We start from the raw sequence: 14,766 nt of genomic DNA, 5'->3' as shown, positions 1-14,766 counted from the left end.
CCTTTTTTCATTGCGTAGGGAACTTGCCCTCTTACGCCACCAGCACCGGCTCGCGCTCCAGCCGTACGCCGTAGCGCTCTTCCACGTCGCGCTGGATGGCCGTGGCCAGGTCCAGGATGTCGTCGGCGCGGGCGCCGCCGCGGTTCACCAGCACCAGCGCCTGGCGGTCGTGCACGCCGGCCGCGCCCTGCGTCCTGCCCTTCCAGCCGCATTGGTCGATCAGCCAGCCCGCCGCCAGCTTGTAGCGGCCATCGGGCTGCGCGTACGACACCAGCGAGGGGAAGCGCGCCAGCAGGTCTTCGCGAAGGGCAGCGTCGACAATGGGGTTCTTGAAAAAGCTACCGGCATTGCCGATGACGGCGGGATCGGGCAGCTTGGCGCGGCGAATGCGGCACACCGCGTCGAACACGTCGCGCGCGCTGGGGTGCGTGGCGGTCTCGCCGGGCCGGCGCGGGCCGGGATTCAGGACGGGATCGCGGGCCAGGTCGGGATAGTCGGCCACGGCATGCCACGGCCGGGGCAGCGCGAAACGCACCGACACGATCACCCAGGTGCCCGGCTCGGCGTGCTTGAAGAGGCTGTCGCGATAGGCGTAGCGGCAGTCCCGGGCGGTCATGCGCACCAGGCAGCGTTCGCGCAGGTTCCAGGCCAGCAGGCTGTCGAAGCGCTGGTCGAGTTCGACGCCATAGGCGCCGATGTTCTGCACGGGCGCGGCGCCGACCGTGCCCGGGATCAATGCCAGGTTCTCCAGGCCGTCCCAGCCTTGCTCGATGCAATGCGCGACGAAATCATGCCAGACCTCGCCGCCGGCGGCTTCGACGATCCAGGCGTCGGGGCGTTCCTCGACCAGGTGGATGCCCTTGAAGGCCACGCGGGCGACCAGGCCGGGGACGCGCGAGGGAAGGATGACGTTGCTGCCGCCGCCCAGGATCAGCAGGGAAGGATGCTGGAGGGCCAGGTCGGACAGCGCCTTCAGTTGCGCGGTGTCGTCCAGGGTGACGCAGGCGGGTGCGTGCGAGACCAGGCCGAAGGTGTTGGCGTGAGTGAGATCGCAGGCGGCAGGCGTCAGCATGGCGCCGGAAACGGCAGGATCGGCGGGCTGGGACATGGCGGGCGGGATGCAGCGTGGAAACTGGGGAGATGATACTTGACGGGGTGTGGGGAAGAGGATTCAGGAAGGGTTGCACGAGTAAAGAGGTTTTGCGAAGAAGGGGGATTTTCTCCTTGGGGATTCGAGTTCCAGAGGGCCTTGGCGCGTCTGTGGAATGCGTTGCCCTCTCTCGCCCGACCGCGCTCGGACGCAGCGGCAGGAACGCTTTCGAGCAGGCTGCATCCGCCGGCGTCGAGGAGAGCGCAAAGGCGACGTGCACGTTCGATTTATCTGTGTATAATGCGCCCTCTCTGCGGGAGTAGCTCAGTTGGTAGAGCGCAACCTTGCCAAGGTTGAGGTCGCGAGTTCGAGACTCGTCTCCCGCTCCAATTTATGATCTACAGACTTCCACTGACGTCTGTAAGTCATTGAAAAGAGGAGCTTCGGCTCCTTTTTTCATTCCAGCGAAAGCCACGGAAGTCCACTGACAGCCACCATTTTTGAGGCCAAAAACAAGGCCAAAGAATGCGGGTCGTGCCGGTTCCGGGTTGTTGCTGGGGTTGGATCGGGATGACAAGCAGCATCGGGCCTAAGTCCAAGACTTAGGAGCTTGATGATGACACTCTCTGATCTGACCGTGCGGCAAGCCAAGGCCGCCGAGAAAACCTACAGCATCCCCGACACCGATGGCCTCGGCCTGGTGGTCGCCCGCACCGGCGGCAAGTCGTGGCATTTGCGCTATTACTGGCTCGGCAAGCAAAAGCGCATCTCCCTGGGGAACTACCCCGAGATCGGTTTGCGCGAAGCGCGCACCTTGCGCGACGAAGCCCGGGCGCTTCTGGCAAAGGGCGTCAACCCCCATACCGATCGGAAACAGAAGCGACACGCGGTCAAGCTTGCGGCCGACTACACCTTCAAGGCCGTCTTCGATGCGTGGGTCGAGCATCGCCGCAAGGAAATCAAGGAGGGCAGGAACAGCACGCTGTCGCAAATCCTGCGGATCTTCAACAAGGACGTGCTGCCTAGCCTCAAGCAGATGTCGATCTACGACATTCGCCGGCCCCAACTCCTGGGCGTCCTGGCGAGGATCGAGGAGCGCAAGGCGTTCACCACTGCCGAGAAGGTCCGCACCTGGCTGGGGCAGTTGTTCCGCTATGCCCTCGTCATCGTGGAGGGGCTGGAAGCCAATCCGGCCTCCGACCTGGACGTGGTGGCCGAGCCCAAGCCCCCGGTGAACCACAACCCCTACCTGCATCTTCCGGAGCTTCCCGAGTTCCTGCACAAGCTCAGGCTCTACAACCCTCGTGGTTGGCAGACCCAACTCGGCATCCGGCTGCTGTTCCTGACCGGCGTGCGTACCGGCGAGCTGCGGCTGGCGACCCCGGACCAGTTCGATCTCGACCGTGGCCTGTGGATCATCCCGCCGCAGATCGTCAAGCAACTCCAAGACGAGATGCGCAAGGCCGGCAAGCGCCCGCAGGACGTTCCGCCCTACATCGTGCCGTTGTCCGTGCAGGCCATCGAGATCGTGCGCTACCTGTTGGGTGTGATGAGGCCGGCCCAGGTCCATCTGCTCACGCACCGCAGCGAACTCAAGAAGCGCATCAGCGAGAACACCCTCAACGCGGCCTTGAAACGAATGGGCTACGAGGATCAACTGACCGGTCACGGCATCCGCGGAACCATCTCGACGGCGCTCAACGAGATCGGCTATCCCAAGATTTGGGTGGACGCGCAGCTTTCGCACTCGGACCCGAACAAGGTGAGTTCGGCCTACAACCACGCCAAGTATGTTGAGCCGCGCCGCCGGATGATGCAGGACTGGGCGGATCGTCTCGATCTGCTCGAACAGGGCCAAGTGGAAGCGGCCAGCGCGCACCTCACGATCCATATCGAGGGCGTGCCGGCCATGGCAGAGGAGGACAAGCCCAACACCATCGTCGCTGCTGCTTCTGCGGCATCCGTTCCGCCTGTGGTGGCCGAACCCATCGTCGTGACGCCAAACGACGGGGGAATCACATTCCAGCGACTGTCGCAGGTACCACCGCCCCCGACGCATGCGCCAGAGCCGGAGGTGTCTGTCATCCAGCGCGAGCGCGAGGAAATGCTGGTCATCTACGAATCGCCGAGCAGTCTGCCGGTCCCGCTGTTCGGCAAGTTGGCCGGGAAGTCCAAGGACCAGATCAACCGCGAGCTGAAGGCGGGCAAGCTGCTGTCCATCAGCTTGGGCAACCGCGGGCAACGCGTGCCCGACTGGCAGCTGGTACCCCTCAAGCACAAGCTGGCACAGGTGCTCATGAACCAGTGCCCGCATGCGGATCCGTGGGACCTGTACCGGATGCTGACCCGCCCACATCCGGACCTGGGTGATCGCGCAGCCATCGACATCGTGACACCAGGAAATTTGGGCATGGTCGTGCGGGTCATCGCGGGCACCCAGCAGCAGCCAAACAGGCCCGGACCTGACTCGTCTGTGCAAGGTATTCCAGAGGAGACTCGCCAGCGCATTCAACGGTTGCTAAATGATGCGGCAATGCTCGAAAGTGCCTGACGCGTTGGCAGCGGGGGAGCCGCTGAGGTGGCCGGCGCGCCATTGGGCGACGCCCCATCCAACGGCAATACCGGCAGCAACCAGCGTCAAGCCGGCAAGGATGTTTCTCGAAGAGGTATTCATGGCGAGGGTCTCCACTCAGTCCGCGATCAGGCTGTTCAGTCGGGCGACGAGGCTGTCGCGCTGCGCTCCAAGGTCGATCAGACGCATGCGCGTCTCCAGCACCTGGGCGCGTGCACTGAGCACAGCGCTCAGGTCCCCCTTGGCGGATCGGTAGTTGCTCAATGCAAGCGCCGCTCGGTTCCGTACCAGTTGCAAGCCGGCGGTCTGCAGGCGGTCGATCTGGCTGTTCAACGCTTGGAGTTCGGCGGCGCTGTCGTCCAGCTCCTGCAAATGCCGCCGCGCCACGTCTTCGCGTTCGGCGTCCAGACGTTCCAACTCGTGCCGTTTTGCCTCGATCATGGGCACTTGGCGTCGATCCTTCTGCCAAGGCAGATCGAATGTCACCTGAAATGACACCATGTCGCCCCATCGGCGATCACGCCGGCTATAGGCTATCTCCCAGGCCCAATCGCCGCGGGTCTCTGATTGGGCTTCGCGGGACTCGGCCCGGGCCATGCTTTGCATCGCCGGATAGAGTTCAAGCTCCGCGTGATTCGCCAGTTCTGTGCGCAGTTGCGCGACGGGGCGAGTGAGCGGGCCTGGATCGCCTTGCAGTGCTTCGTCGGCCCTGGAGCCCACCCAGCGCCGCAACGCGGCCCTGGCCTTGGCCCGGTCCCGCTGTAGATCGTCACGGCGGTCCGTGAGTGTCAGCGCCTCCTGTTCCGCGACCAACAGATCGCCAGCCTGGGCGGTGCCGCCGGCGACGCGAGCGGGGAGACTGTCTTGCAGGCGCTGGTTCTCCGCGAGCAGTTCCGTCAGCAGTATCTCCCGTTGCTCCACCGCCTGCGCGGCGATCCACGCCAGGCTGAGTTCCTGGCGGATCTGCAATCGCTGCAAAACCAGCGCCGCGCGTTCTCGATCCACACGCGCCTGCGCGCTGGCGACCTGGGCGTCGCGCTTGGCCCTGTTGGGCACTTCCTGCATGAGCGCCAAGCGCTGCATCGTCATGGATTCGCGCGTCATGCTCCAGCGATCCATGCCGCTGATGGGGTAGTTTTCGATGCCGAGCGAGAGCTTGGGGTCGGGCAGCGAGCCTGCTGCCTTCTGCACGGATTCGGCGACGTTAACCTGCAACTGCTGCGCGCTTATGCGTGGGCTCTGCTGCTCCGCGATAAGGCGTGCCTCAGCAAAATCGAGGGCGTAGGCTACAGGCGAGACAAGCGCACTGCCCGCCAACGCGATGCTGATAGCTTTCAGACGATGCACTCGCATCGAGGCCGGCGTTGTGCCTCGGCCGTACGCCGACGGGCGCCCCTCGGGGGCGCCAAAAAAGGGAGTAAACATGGTTGTCCTCGGAATTGGTATTCACGAAATCACGTGGTCTGCCGCATCGGTGCGCGGCGAGCACGGACACATAAATCAATTCCGCAGGACTTGGAACGTGAGGTAGATCGGCGGAAAGCCCGCGCGGGGATTGGGAGGAATGTAGGTAACGTGCCGCCTGAGAACGTGTTCAAAGTCTCGCCCTCTTGATGTGAGAAGCTCGCTGGGTGAGAAAAGGCTACCCCAGCGACATCAAGCGCGAGCAGTTCGAGGTGATCCGGCCATTGCTGGAGAGTGCGCGCAGAAAGACTGCCCCACGCAAAGTGGAGCTGTACGAGGTGTTCTGCGCCGTGCTGTACCTGCTGCGCACGGGCTGTCAGTGGCGGGCACTGCCCAGCGACTTTCCCAAATGGCGCACCGTGCACTCGTACTTTGCCATCTGGAGCGAGCCACGCGAGGGTGGCAGCCTGCTGGAGCAGGCATTAAAAAAATCAGGTTGGCGCGGCCCGCGAGAAACTGGGGCGCAACGCCTGCAGCACGCTCTTGATCGTGGACGCGCAGAGCGTGAAGAACACGGACACGGCGGGCTTGAAGGGCTATGACGCAGGCAAGAAGGTCTCGGGCATCAAGCGCCACATCGCGGTGGACACCCAGGGATTGCCGCATGCGATAGCGGTGACCACGGCCGAGGTGACGGACCGCAAAGGCGCACTGCAGGCGCTACAGCGCTGCAAGCCCCGGTTGAGCCGGCTACAAAGCCTGCTGTGCGATGCAGGCTACATCGGTCGGCCGTTCGCGCAAGGCGTGCAGCAGATTCTGGGAGGGCATGTGACGGTGCAGATCGCCAAGAGAAGCGAGCTTCACACTTTCAAAGTGATGCCCAAGCGCTGGGTCGTGGAACGCAGCTTTGCCTGGCTGGACAAGAACAGGAGGCTGTGGAAGAACTGCGAGCGATGGCTCAACACCAGCCTGCAGTTCGTCCACTTGGCATTCTTGGTGCTCTTGCTCAAAAGACTTTGAACACGCTCTGAGGGCTACCCGGTCGAGAACCAACCCGGGCAGCGAGTTGGCGAGCCACATCACGTGCGCCGCGAGAAACTGAATGTCCAGCCCCTGCCATGAAAGCGCCGACTCCCGATCGCCACTGCAATGAGCGTGGCACAACTGTGGCGCTTCGCTGTCCATGGAATCAGGCATGCCGGTGCAATCCGACATTGGCAACTTGTCAGCCTGCTGCATCGAGATCGTGGCACGCATTTGCGTGGTTTCCACAGATGCCCTCGGGTCTGGCTTGGGACAGACGTACATCGCCATCGCAACCTGCGAGAAAAGCAAGGTTACGACTAGGCCGCTGGTAATCCAGCGGCTCCATCTTGCGAGAAGGCGCCTTAAGCCGATCATGCGGACATACTATTGGAAGTTGTAGGGAGTTGAATTGATCAAGGTCAGTTTCCAGGATGAATTGATGCGTCTGGACGGCGCCTTGGCCCGAACCGGCACCCGCTGCAAATCCACCGGCAAGGGCGGGCACCGCACGTGGTTGTCATGCTTTACGCGCCTCGGCAACTCGCAAGGCTCTAAGCTCAAATCGATCAGCTACAAGATTCGTCTGTCCCGAGAGTCGCTGCAGGTGCGTAATGACCTCGTAGGGGCCATCGGCTATTGGGCGCGTGCAGACGACGTCGAAGCGCCGTTTGTAGAGGCCCGTAATGAGATCGCTCGCCGTAACCTCATTAAATTCCATAGAAACTTCGGGCTCCTCCGCGCGCTGCAGGGCAAGCAATGCAGCTAGGTACGAAGAGGCCACACCAGGCGCTATGGCGAGCCTGAGCTGTGGGCGTGGGCTGGTGGCGTCGTGCATGAGAGGCCCCAAGAAGCGATAAGACAAGGATGGAAAGTCTTCATGATAGCTAGTTTGAGTTAAACTTAACGTGGTTAAATTGTTTGGACTGTTCGACGCTTCCAAGGATGGAGAAGCGAACTGTCCGACGAGGCCGTCCCCCAGGAACTACCACTTTCGACGCCGAGCCAGCGTTGGCATTCGGAGCGGCCGTTCGTGTCGCCCGCCTGACGCAAGGTGTTGCTCAGGAAGAACTGGCTGCGAAAGCAGGGATCGAGCGATCGCACATGGGCAAAATAGAGCGTGGGGAGCACATGCCCACTCTCGCTCTGATCTTAAGAATCGCCGCCGGACTCAAGCTCAGTGCTGCGGAACTCGTCAGCGCAGCCGAACGCAATCTTCGTGCCGCGGCGCACGATTCAGATAGGCATTGACGCTTTAGTCACCCGGAGGTCCTCGCAGACGTTCGATGAAGCGATCCAGCGAAACCGATGAGTTGCTGCTTTCTGGCCGAAGCAGATAGGTTGTGATTACCGCCGTGTCCTGCGCCAGAGGGCGAATCACCACGTCCGGCCTCTGGCTGATGGGAATCTTGGTCGCCGTCATGAAACCAATCCCATAGCCTGCGCCGACGAGCGTTAGCATCATGTCCAGCGACGACACTTCTTCGACAACGTTGAGTCTGTGTTCCAGAACCTGTAGCAGCCGATTTAGTTCTCGGCAGTAGCCTTCGCAGGCCAGTTTGTCGCACAGAACCAGTGGGTGACCCTGAAGTTCGTTCAGCGGAACTTGCTTGTGCGCAAGAAGCGAGTGCCGCGCTGGCATGGCGATCACAATCGGGTCTCGCCAGATCGGTTCAGCCACGATGCCTTCGCCAACATCCGCCGCGTGTGCAAATCCGATCGTGAAGTCGCCAGACCGTAGGCCCCGTATCTGCTCGGTCAGCGGTACCTCGGAGAGACGTATCTCGACCTCGGGCTCTTCCGCGCGGCAACGAGCTAGGAACGCCGATAGTCGTGGGTCCATCGCACCATCGGAAATTGCAATGCGCAGGCTGCCCCTCAGGCCCGCGGCAATGGCTCTGGCATTTTCACGCGCTTGCTCCAGGACAGTGAAGAGTCGGCGGGTGTCCTGCAAGAATGCCGCCCCCGCCACGGTCAGCCGTGTGCCCCTGCGGTCGCGGTCAAACAGCGTGACCCCAAGCTCATCTTCCAATTCCTTGATCGCGCGAGACAAGGGGGGTTGCTCTATATGCAGCCTCTCGGCCGCCCGCGTGAAATGCAACTCCTCTGCCAAGACGACAAAGCATCGTAGATGACGCAACTCCATAAATCGGGCTCCTCGCAAGTCCTCATTCGCGCCAGATGTCCCGTGGACGAATCACGGTGGACGGGGAGGCTGGATCCATTTCAGGGAAGTTGATGCGCTTGACATCGCAAAAACTGGCACCTTGAGCGCTCGTGGTTGCTCGTGACGCGTCCCAAGCGCGCGCGCCCAATCGGGGCGCGCGTCTCTGTCACACTGTGCAGAAGCTTTGAAAAGCACCGCACACCCGCGGCGTCATCCGCCGTGCTCTTTTTGTAGCAGCGACCCGAGGCGAGCGACTTCATTGCTGGTGATCGCGATGTTGCGCCCATCCTTCGTCGACACCGAAGCTCCGACATTGAGATAGACGGCGCGCCCGAAGCGGCTTTCCTGTGCCATCTTTCCGTCCTTGAAGATGTACAGCGTTCCCCCGTCAGCCAAGGGAACCATTTCCTTGGCTGCTTGGGCTGCTGCATGACCGGCGAAGGCTGGCACGGAGAGAGCGCTCAACAGGGCGGCAATGACAATTTGCGATTTCATGATCGACTCCTTTGTAAAAACGACGACAACTTGCGCCGCGTCGTTAAATGTAGAAGCAGGCGGTCTACAGAGCGCTTACCCGTGCATTACATTCAATTCATGTGCTGTCATCTGCCGCCCATGAAGGACTAGGTTCCAGTGGGAGACAAGATGCCAAGCCATGCAACGCTCGCCAGAACCAAAACGGCCAAGGTCGCCTCCGTGAACAGACTCTGTCTAAGCTTGATGACTGCCTGTGCGCGATTGCCTGCCTTCAAAGCAGCCTCCAGGCTCGGGCTCAACCGATACCGATTGGCAGCAGCCAACGCCAGCATGCCTGCGAAAAGCAAGAGCTTTACCATCAGCAGCCGGCCATACAGCGTCGAGATGAGCGGATCAAACGATGGTCCGGCGATCAACAGGTAATTGAGAATTCCACTCACGACGAGTGCAGCCACGATCGCTGTACCTATGCGAGTAAAGCCATTCGACGTCCGACTGAGGACCGCTACCGGGTCTTGCGCGACATCCTGCTTGTGGGATGCCAGCATCAAGAACGCCACCAATGCGCCCACCCAAGCGCCCGCTGCCCAGAGGTGCGTGATATCCGACGCAAGATGGATGTAGCCGCGAACGCCGTCGTCCATCGCGCCGTGGCCTGCCCACGCAAGGGTCGCCAGCGCCACGCCGGTGGAGAGCGCCATCACTGCAAATCGCAAGGTAGCGTTCAATTTCAACATTGCGACGAGCACACACACCAACAGCGCGAGGATGCGAATGCACCAGGCGATGCCCATGTGCGTGCCCGTAATGAGCATGTCGAAGACGTGCGTTGACAGCTCCGCGTAGCTCTGGGCACCGGACATGGCCTTGGCCATGACCGTCATGCCCCACATCGACAGGGCAATGCCGATGGCAGCGGATGCGCCAATGAGGACGCGATAGCGGCGCGAGATCGTCGAGGATCGCTCGTCGTTGCCCAAAGCATAGAGACCGAACATGGCGACGCCAAACGCCGCCGCCAGGTCCAGATACAGCGCCAGGCGCAGGACGATGGTCAACCAATCCCCGGCCATGGGCTTACTTCACCTTGAAGGTGACGTTACCCGTGATCGGATGCGTGTCCGAGGAGACGGCACGCCATTCGACGCGATAGTCACCGGGCTGGAGCGCCTGTGCCGGCGTGATGACCATGGTCTTGCCGTCGCCGGCAGCCGCGACGCTGGCGTTGATCTTCATCGGGCCATGGCTCGCCATTCCCGGCATGCCAGTCATGACAAGGCTCGCGGCGGAGAACTGCGGCACCAGCGTCTCGGAGAACTTCAGTTCGATGGTGGCTGGCGCAGAAACCTGCGACTTGTCGGCCGGCGTTGAAGACACCAGCGAAGGATGCGCGAATGCGGCGGTGGCGAACAGACCAGCAGCGATCGGCGCGACGAGCTTGGCGATGAAATGTGAACGGGTCATAGAAGTTTCTACCTGGATGTGTGAGGTGTGGTTTAAGAACGAAATGCCGAGATAAGGCTTGCACCTTTGCAACGGCGTGGAACGAAAGAAACGGTTTGCTGGGCGATAGCAGGCTCCTGTAGTTTCAGAAAGAAAATCCGGTCACAGTCGGCTCGCTCTCAGGCGCAAGGCGTTGCCAACGACCGACGCCGAACTCAGGCTCATCGCCAATGCTGCGATCAGCGGCGACAGCAGCCAGCCCGTGAGGGGATAGAGAACCCCGGCGGCGATGGGGATGCCCAGCGCGTTGTAGAGGAAGGCGAACATGAGGTTCTGCTTCATGTTGCGCACGGTACTCACCGAGAGCGTGCGAGCGACAGCGATGCCACGCAGGTCACCCTTGACCAGCGTGACCTGGGCGCTGTTCATCGCCACGTCGGTTCCCGTTCCCATGGCGATGCCCACGTCTGCCTTCGCCAAGGCCGGCGCGTCGTTGATGCCGTCTCCGGCCATGGCGACGATGCGTCCTTCTTTCTGCAGTCGCTCGATCAACATGAGCTTGTCCGCCGGCTTGACCTCACCATGCACCTCGTCGATGCCTAGGCGTGCACCGACGGCTTTGGCGGTGGTCTGCCCGTCCCCGGTGGCCATGATGACCCGCAGGCCCGCAGCCTTCAACGCGGCCAGGGCCTCGGGGGTGCTGCCCTTGACCGGATCGGACACGGCGAGCAAGCCCGCGAGCTGCCCGTCCACCGCCAGGTACATGACGCTGGCCCCTTCGCCGCGCAGAGCTTCGGCCTGGGGTACGAGCGGTTCCACCGATACGCCAGACTGTTCCATCAGCACTGTGTTGCCCAACGCCAGTTGCCGGTGCTCAACCTTTCCGCGCACGCCGATGCCGGTTCCCGATTCAAAGCTCTGAGGCTTCACGAGTTGGAGGCCCTGGGCACGCGCGGCCTGCACGATGGCGTCGGCCAGGGGGTGTTCACTGCCCTGGTCCAGGCTGGCCGCAAGACGCAGCACCTCATCGTTCGTAAAGCCGGGGGCTGCGACGACCTGATCGAAAGCAGGTCGGCCTTCGGTCAGGGTTCCTGTCTTGTCGATGACGAGGGTATCGACCTTGCGAAGATTCTCGATCGCCGCGGCATCGCGGAACAGCACGCCCTGCGTGGCGCCACGGCCCGTTGCGACCATGATCGACATCGGCGTGGCCAGACCCAGCGCGCACGGGCAGGCGATGATCAGGACGGCCACCGCATTGATCAGTCCATAGACCCAGGTGGGCTGTGGCCCGAAGAATCCCCATACAAGGAGCGTCGTTACCGCAATGGCGACGACGGCCATCACGAAGTAGCCGGCAACGACATCGGCCATGCGTTGCATCGGTGCCTTGGAACGCTGCGCCTGGGCGACCATCTGGACGATCTGCGATAGAACGGTGTCCGAGCCGATCCGCTCCGAACGCATGACCAGCGCGCCGCTGGTGTTGAGTGTGGCCCCGATGACCTTGTCGCCCACGCGCTTGCTGACGGGCAGCGGTTCGCCGGTCAGCATGGATTCGTCAATCGAGCTGCTGCCCTCGTGCACGATGCCATCCACCGGCACCTTCTCGCCGGGTCGGATGCGCAGCAGGTCGCCGACGTGCACATGGCTGAGTGGCACGTCTTCCTCGCTGCCGTCCGCATTGATGCGCCGCGCCGTCTTGGGTGCCAGCCCCAGCAGCGACTTGATGGCTGCCGAAGTCTGGGAGCGGGCCTTGAGTTCCAGCACCTGGCCGAGCAGTGTCAGCGAGATGATGACGGCGGCGGCCTCGAAATACACGCCGACCCGTCCCATGGACATGAAGGAAGCTGGAAACACTTCCGGCGCAACGGTTGCCACAACGCTGTAGATGAATGCCGCACCCGTTCCCAGGCCGATCAGTGTCCACATGTTCGGGCTGCGGTTGACCACGGACAGCCAGCCGCGGGAGAAGAAGGGCCAGCCGGCCCACAGCACGATCGGCAACGACAGCACCAACTCGACCCAGCTCTGTGTAGCCATGTCCATCAGGTGCAGCCGCTCGCCCAGCATCGCCAGCGCCAAGACCACGAGCGTCAGCGGCAAGGTCCACCAGAAGCGACGCGAGAAGTCACGCAACTCCGGGTTGTCGTCATCGAGGTCGGGCAGCAGAGGCTCCAGCGTCATCCCGCACTTGGGGCAGGTTCCCGGATGATCCTGGCGGATCTCCGGGTGCATCGGGCAGGTGTAGATGGTTCCGGGCGCGGTTGGCGATGCCGCCGGGGCCGGTGAAACTGCGGTGCTGGCATGGTGATGCGGTGCATGGCCGCTGCCTGTGCCTATGCCCGCGTCACCGCTGGCATATCGCGCCGGATCGGCGTCGAATTTGGCCTTGCATCCGGTGCTGCAAAACAAGTACGTGTTCCCCAAGTGCGTGGAACGGTGCTCCGACGCCGCCGTGACCGCCATGCCACACACCGGATCTCGCGTCGCGGCATCGGGCTGCGTGTGGCTTGAGGACCCGCCCGCGTCGTCACTTCCAGCATGGCTGGCGTGATGGTGGTGCGTATGCGGGCCGGACGTTGTGGCACCCGCCGCCATGCCTGCGTGCTCATGTCCTGAAGACTTGCTGGGTGAATTCATAGTGACAAGTGCCCTCCGCCGTTAACCTTTGGTGTCTGGTGATCGCAGCAGGCCGCAGGCGCGCAAGGAGACAAGCGCGGCGTCGCGTGCTCGCACGGTGCGAGTGCCTCGACTCATTGCTTCTGCTCCTTGGAGGCTGCGGCACCTTCCTTACCCTGACGCGCGGCATGATCGTGTCCGCCGTGGCCGTGACCACGGTGCATGAACAGGTGCATCAGCGGACAAGCCGCCAGCAGCAGGAAGGGGAGATAGCCGGCAACATGTGCCGTATGCTCCTTGAGCAGGAAATACGCGGCGACAGCGGCGATGATGAGGAACGCCACGCCGTAGCGCGATCGCCAGAACCGGGGGCGATCGCTGGGGGTCTGTGTGTGCTGATGCTGCATGGCATATCTCCACGGAGAAGGGTTGATGGATGGTCAGCGATGCGACTGATAGACCGTGCTGCTACCGTTTTTCCCAATCAGCAGCACGTCGTAGGCGTCCTTGCGTCCACCATAGGTCGGACCATCCATGCCGGGCGAACCGACCGGCATGCCGGGCGCCGCGAGGCCGATGGCCTGCGGGGCTTCGCGCAGCAAGCGTTGAATGTCCGAGGCAGGCACATGACCCTCGATGGCATAGCCGCCGATCTGCGCCGTGTGGCAAGAACCGTACTTCTGCGGGATGCCCAGCCGCGTGCGCGCTGCGGTGTTCCCGGTGTCGAGAACCTGCACATCGAAGCCTGCGCCTTGCAGGTGTGAGACCCAGTCCTTGCAGCATCCGCAGCTCGGGTCCTTCCAGACCTTGGCAATCGGTCGGCTCTGCGCCAGGCTCGGTCCTGCGAGTGCCATCACCAACAAGCCAGCGATCAATGCCTGGCGTCTCGGCACTTTGCCCTGGCTTCTGTCGTAGTGCATGTTCATGGATCGCCTCTCATCAGATGATCAAACCCGCTAGGTTCTAGAACCAGAATCGCACGCCAGCCACCCAGCGCGTCTGCTGCGCACGGCCGCCTTCGGCACGCACATAGTCCGCGGTGCGTCCGAAGCTGCCCGCCCGTTCCACGCCGATATAGGGGGCGAACTGGCGACTGAATTCATAGCGCAGGCGCAAGCCAGCAGACGCTTCGGCCAGGCCCTTGCCGATACCGCGTTCCGGGTCGTCCTTGCCATAAAACTGCAACTCGGCGCGAGGCTCCAGAATCAGTCGCTGGGTCAGCAGCAGCTCGTAGCTGCCTTCGACACGCAGCGCCGTACGTCCACCACTTCCCACGTAGCCCGTCGCCTCCAGCTCGAACCAGTAGGGGGCGAGGCCCTGGATGCCGAAAGCCAACCATTGACGGCTCGGGCCTTCCCCGTTATCCACCCGAACGCCGAGCTGGGTGTCCCAGTACGGTGCGACGGCGTGCCCCCAGAGAAGCTCGGTACGCGATTCTTCGAGCTTTCCTTTGGCGATATCGCCTTCGGCCTTCACGACGGCCTTGTTGTAGGTCGTCCCATACCACGCCTGGAGGTCGTAGGCCGTGGAGTCGTCTCCTTTGCGCGTGAAGCGGCGTTCCAGAGTTTCGCCGCGCAACGAAAAGAACCTGTGTTCGTCGGCCAGCATCAGCCGCGGCACACCGGGTACGGCGTAGTCGCCCGATCCCAATGTCAGGCCATTGGAGTAGCCATGCGGATCGCGGGCGTCAGGAGGCGCCGACCCGCCCTGCATCTGCATGTTGCCGTGATCCATGGCCGGGGCCGCGGTCGAGCCGCTCGCCGACGTCGCGTGACCCGCGTGCGGGTCGGCGGCAGGAGCCACGGTCTGAGTGGATGGCGCGGCCGTTTGAGCGTCGGCCTGGCCGTGCGCTGCATGGTCGTTCTGTGCTTGTGCCTGGGCGGCGACGCTTACCAGGGCCAGAAGCGTCGTGGCCAGTGCGCGAGTGGGGAGTGCTTTGGACATTCTTGGTCTTCCTTGTGCGCTGGG

14 protein-coding genes and 1 tRNA gene are annotated in these 14,766 nt (G+C 62.7%); 5 read left to right on the top strand and 10 right to left on the bottom strand.

Annotated elements, in window-relative coordinates; genetic code table 11:
• Nucleotides 1–31: 31 nt before the first annotated feature.
• Nucleotides 32–1,108 (bottom strand): UDP-N-acetylmuramate dehydrogenase, encoded by a 1,077-nt coding sequence (gene murB / locus A7W11_RS13155; protein WP_066412687.1) that lies wholly within the window; start codon nt 1,106–1,108, stop codon nt 32–34.
• A gap of 295 nt (nt 1,109–1,403) precedes the next feature.
• Here murB and A7W11_RS13150 point away from each other — a divergent pair.
• A tRNA-Gly gene (locus A7W11_RS13150) sits at nt 1,404–1,479 on the top strand.
• A gap of 227 nt (nt 1,480–1,706) precedes the next feature.
• Nucleotides 1,707–3,641 carry a tyrosine-type recombinase/integrase gene (locus A7W11_RS13145; RefSeq protein WP_003097548.1) on the top strand — a complete coding sequence of 645 codons (1,935 nt, stop codon included), beginning with the start codon at nt 1,707–1,709 and terminating at the stop codon, nt 3,639–3,641.
• 138 nt (nt 3,642–3,779) lie between these two features.
• Here A7W11_RS13145 and A7W11_RS13140 read toward each other — a convergent pair whose 3' ends face one another.
• Nucleotides 3,780–5,015, bottom strand: coding sequence for a TolC family protein (locus A7W11_RS13140; RefSeq protein WP_024099874.1), 1,236 nt, complete (start codon nt 5,013–5,015; stop codon nt 3,780–3,782).
• Nucleotides 5,016–5,293: 278 nt separating this feature from the next.
• Between A7W11_RS13140 and A7W11_RS27475 the strand changes: the two genes are divergently transcribed.
• From A7W11_RS27475 to A7W11_RS27465, 3 genes are all read left to right on the top strand, one after another.
• Nucleotides 5,294–6,086 (top strand): IS5-like element ISStma16 family transposase gene (locus A7W11_RS27475; protein ID WP_086009121.1). Its coding sequence is split into 2 segments (ribosomal slippage): nt 5,294–5,553 and nt 5,552–6,086, totalling 795 coding nucleotides; the frame shifts between segments, so codons are not numbered across the junction.
• Nucleotides 6,087–6,501: 415 nt separating this feature from the next.
• Nucleotides 6,502–6,858 (top strand): hypothetical protein, encoded by a 357-nt coding sequence (locus A7W11_RS29195; RefSeq protein ID WP_459562135.1) that lies wholly within the window; start codon nt 6,502–6,504, stop codon nt 6,856–6,858.
• A gap of 176 nt (nt 6,859–7,034) precedes the next feature.
• Nucleotides 7,035–7,340, top strand: a complete 306-nt coding sequence (locus A7W11_RS27465) for a helix-turn-helix domain-containing protein (protein WP_003097526.1) — start codon at nt 7,035–7,037, stop codon at nt 7,338–7,340.
• A gap of 4 nt (nt 7,341–7,344) precedes the next feature.
• Here A7W11_RS27465 and A7W11_RS13120 read toward each other — a convergent pair whose 3' ends face one another.
• The 8 genes from A7W11_RS13120 to A7W11_RS13085 all read right to left on the bottom strand — a co-directional run bounded on the left by A7W11_RS13120 (nt 7,345) and on the right by A7W11_RS13085 (nt 14,742).
• A complete protein-coding gene (locus tag A7W11_RS13120) occupies nt 7,345–8,235 on the bottom strand; it encodes a LysR family transcriptional regulator (protein ID WP_014833982.1) in 891 nt (296 codons plus the stop codon).
• A gap of 231 nt (nt 8,236–8,466) precedes the next feature.
• Nucleotides 8,467–8,751 carry a CopK family periplasmic copper-binding protein gene (locus tag A7W11_RS13115; RefSeq protein WP_003090336.1) on the bottom strand — a complete coding sequence of 95 codons (285 nt, stop codon included), beginning with the start codon at nt 8,749–8,751 and terminating at the stop codon, nt 8,467–8,469.
• 128 nt (nt 8,752–8,879) lie between these two features.
• Nucleotides 8,880–9,806, bottom strand: a complete 927-nt coding sequence (copD, locus tag A7W11_RS13110) for a copper homeostasis membrane protein CopD (protein ID WP_003116797.1) — start codon at nt 9,804–9,806, stop codon at nt 8,880–8,882.
• A 4-nt stretch (nt 9,807–9,810) separates the two neighbouring features.
• Nucleotides 9,811–10,197 (bottom strand): copper homeostasis periplasmic binding protein CopC, encoded by a 387-nt coding sequence (copC, locus tag A7W11_RS13105; protein WP_003090319.1) that lies wholly within the window; start codon nt 10,195–10,197, stop codon nt 9,811–9,813.
• A 141-nt stretch (nt 10,198–10,338) separates the two neighbouring features.
• Nucleotides 10,339–12,777, bottom strand: a complete 2,439-nt coding sequence (locus A7W11_RS13100; RefSeq protein WP_197286470.1) for a heavy metal translocating P-type ATPase — start codon at nt 12,775–12,777, stop codon at nt 10,339–10,341.
• 155 nt (nt 12,778–12,932) lie between these two features.
• Nucleotides 12,933–13,205: a DUF2933 domain-containing protein gene (locus A7W11_RS13095; protein ID WP_003097518.1), complete on the bottom strand. Its 273-nt coding sequence runs from the start codon at nt 13,203–13,205 to the stop codon at nt 12,933–12,935.
• A 33-nt stretch (nt 13,206–13,238) separates the two neighbouring features.
• Nucleotides 13,239–13,724, bottom strand: a complete 486-nt coding sequence (locus tag A7W11_RS13090) for a DUF411 domain-containing protein (RefSeq protein ID WP_066412685.1) — start codon at nt 13,722–13,724, stop codon at nt 13,239–13,241.
• Nucleotides 13,725–13,761: 37 nt separating this feature from the next.
• Nucleotides 13,762–14,742: a copper resistance protein B gene (locus tag A7W11_RS13085; RefSeq protein ID WP_005408883.1), complete on the bottom strand. Its 981-nt coding sequence runs from the start codon at nt 14,740–14,742 to the stop codon at nt 13,762–13,764.
• Nucleotides 14,743–14,766: the final 24 nt, after the last annotated feature.

The sequence above is a fragment of the Bordetella ansorpii genome (assembly GCF_900078315.1).
Lineage (GTDB): Bacteria > Pseudomonadota > Gammaproteobacteria > Burkholderiales > Burkholderiaceae_B > Bordetella > Bordetella ansorpii.
Note: the sequence above shows the minus strand (reverse complement) of the source record. Positions and strands in the feature narration are given on the sequence as shown.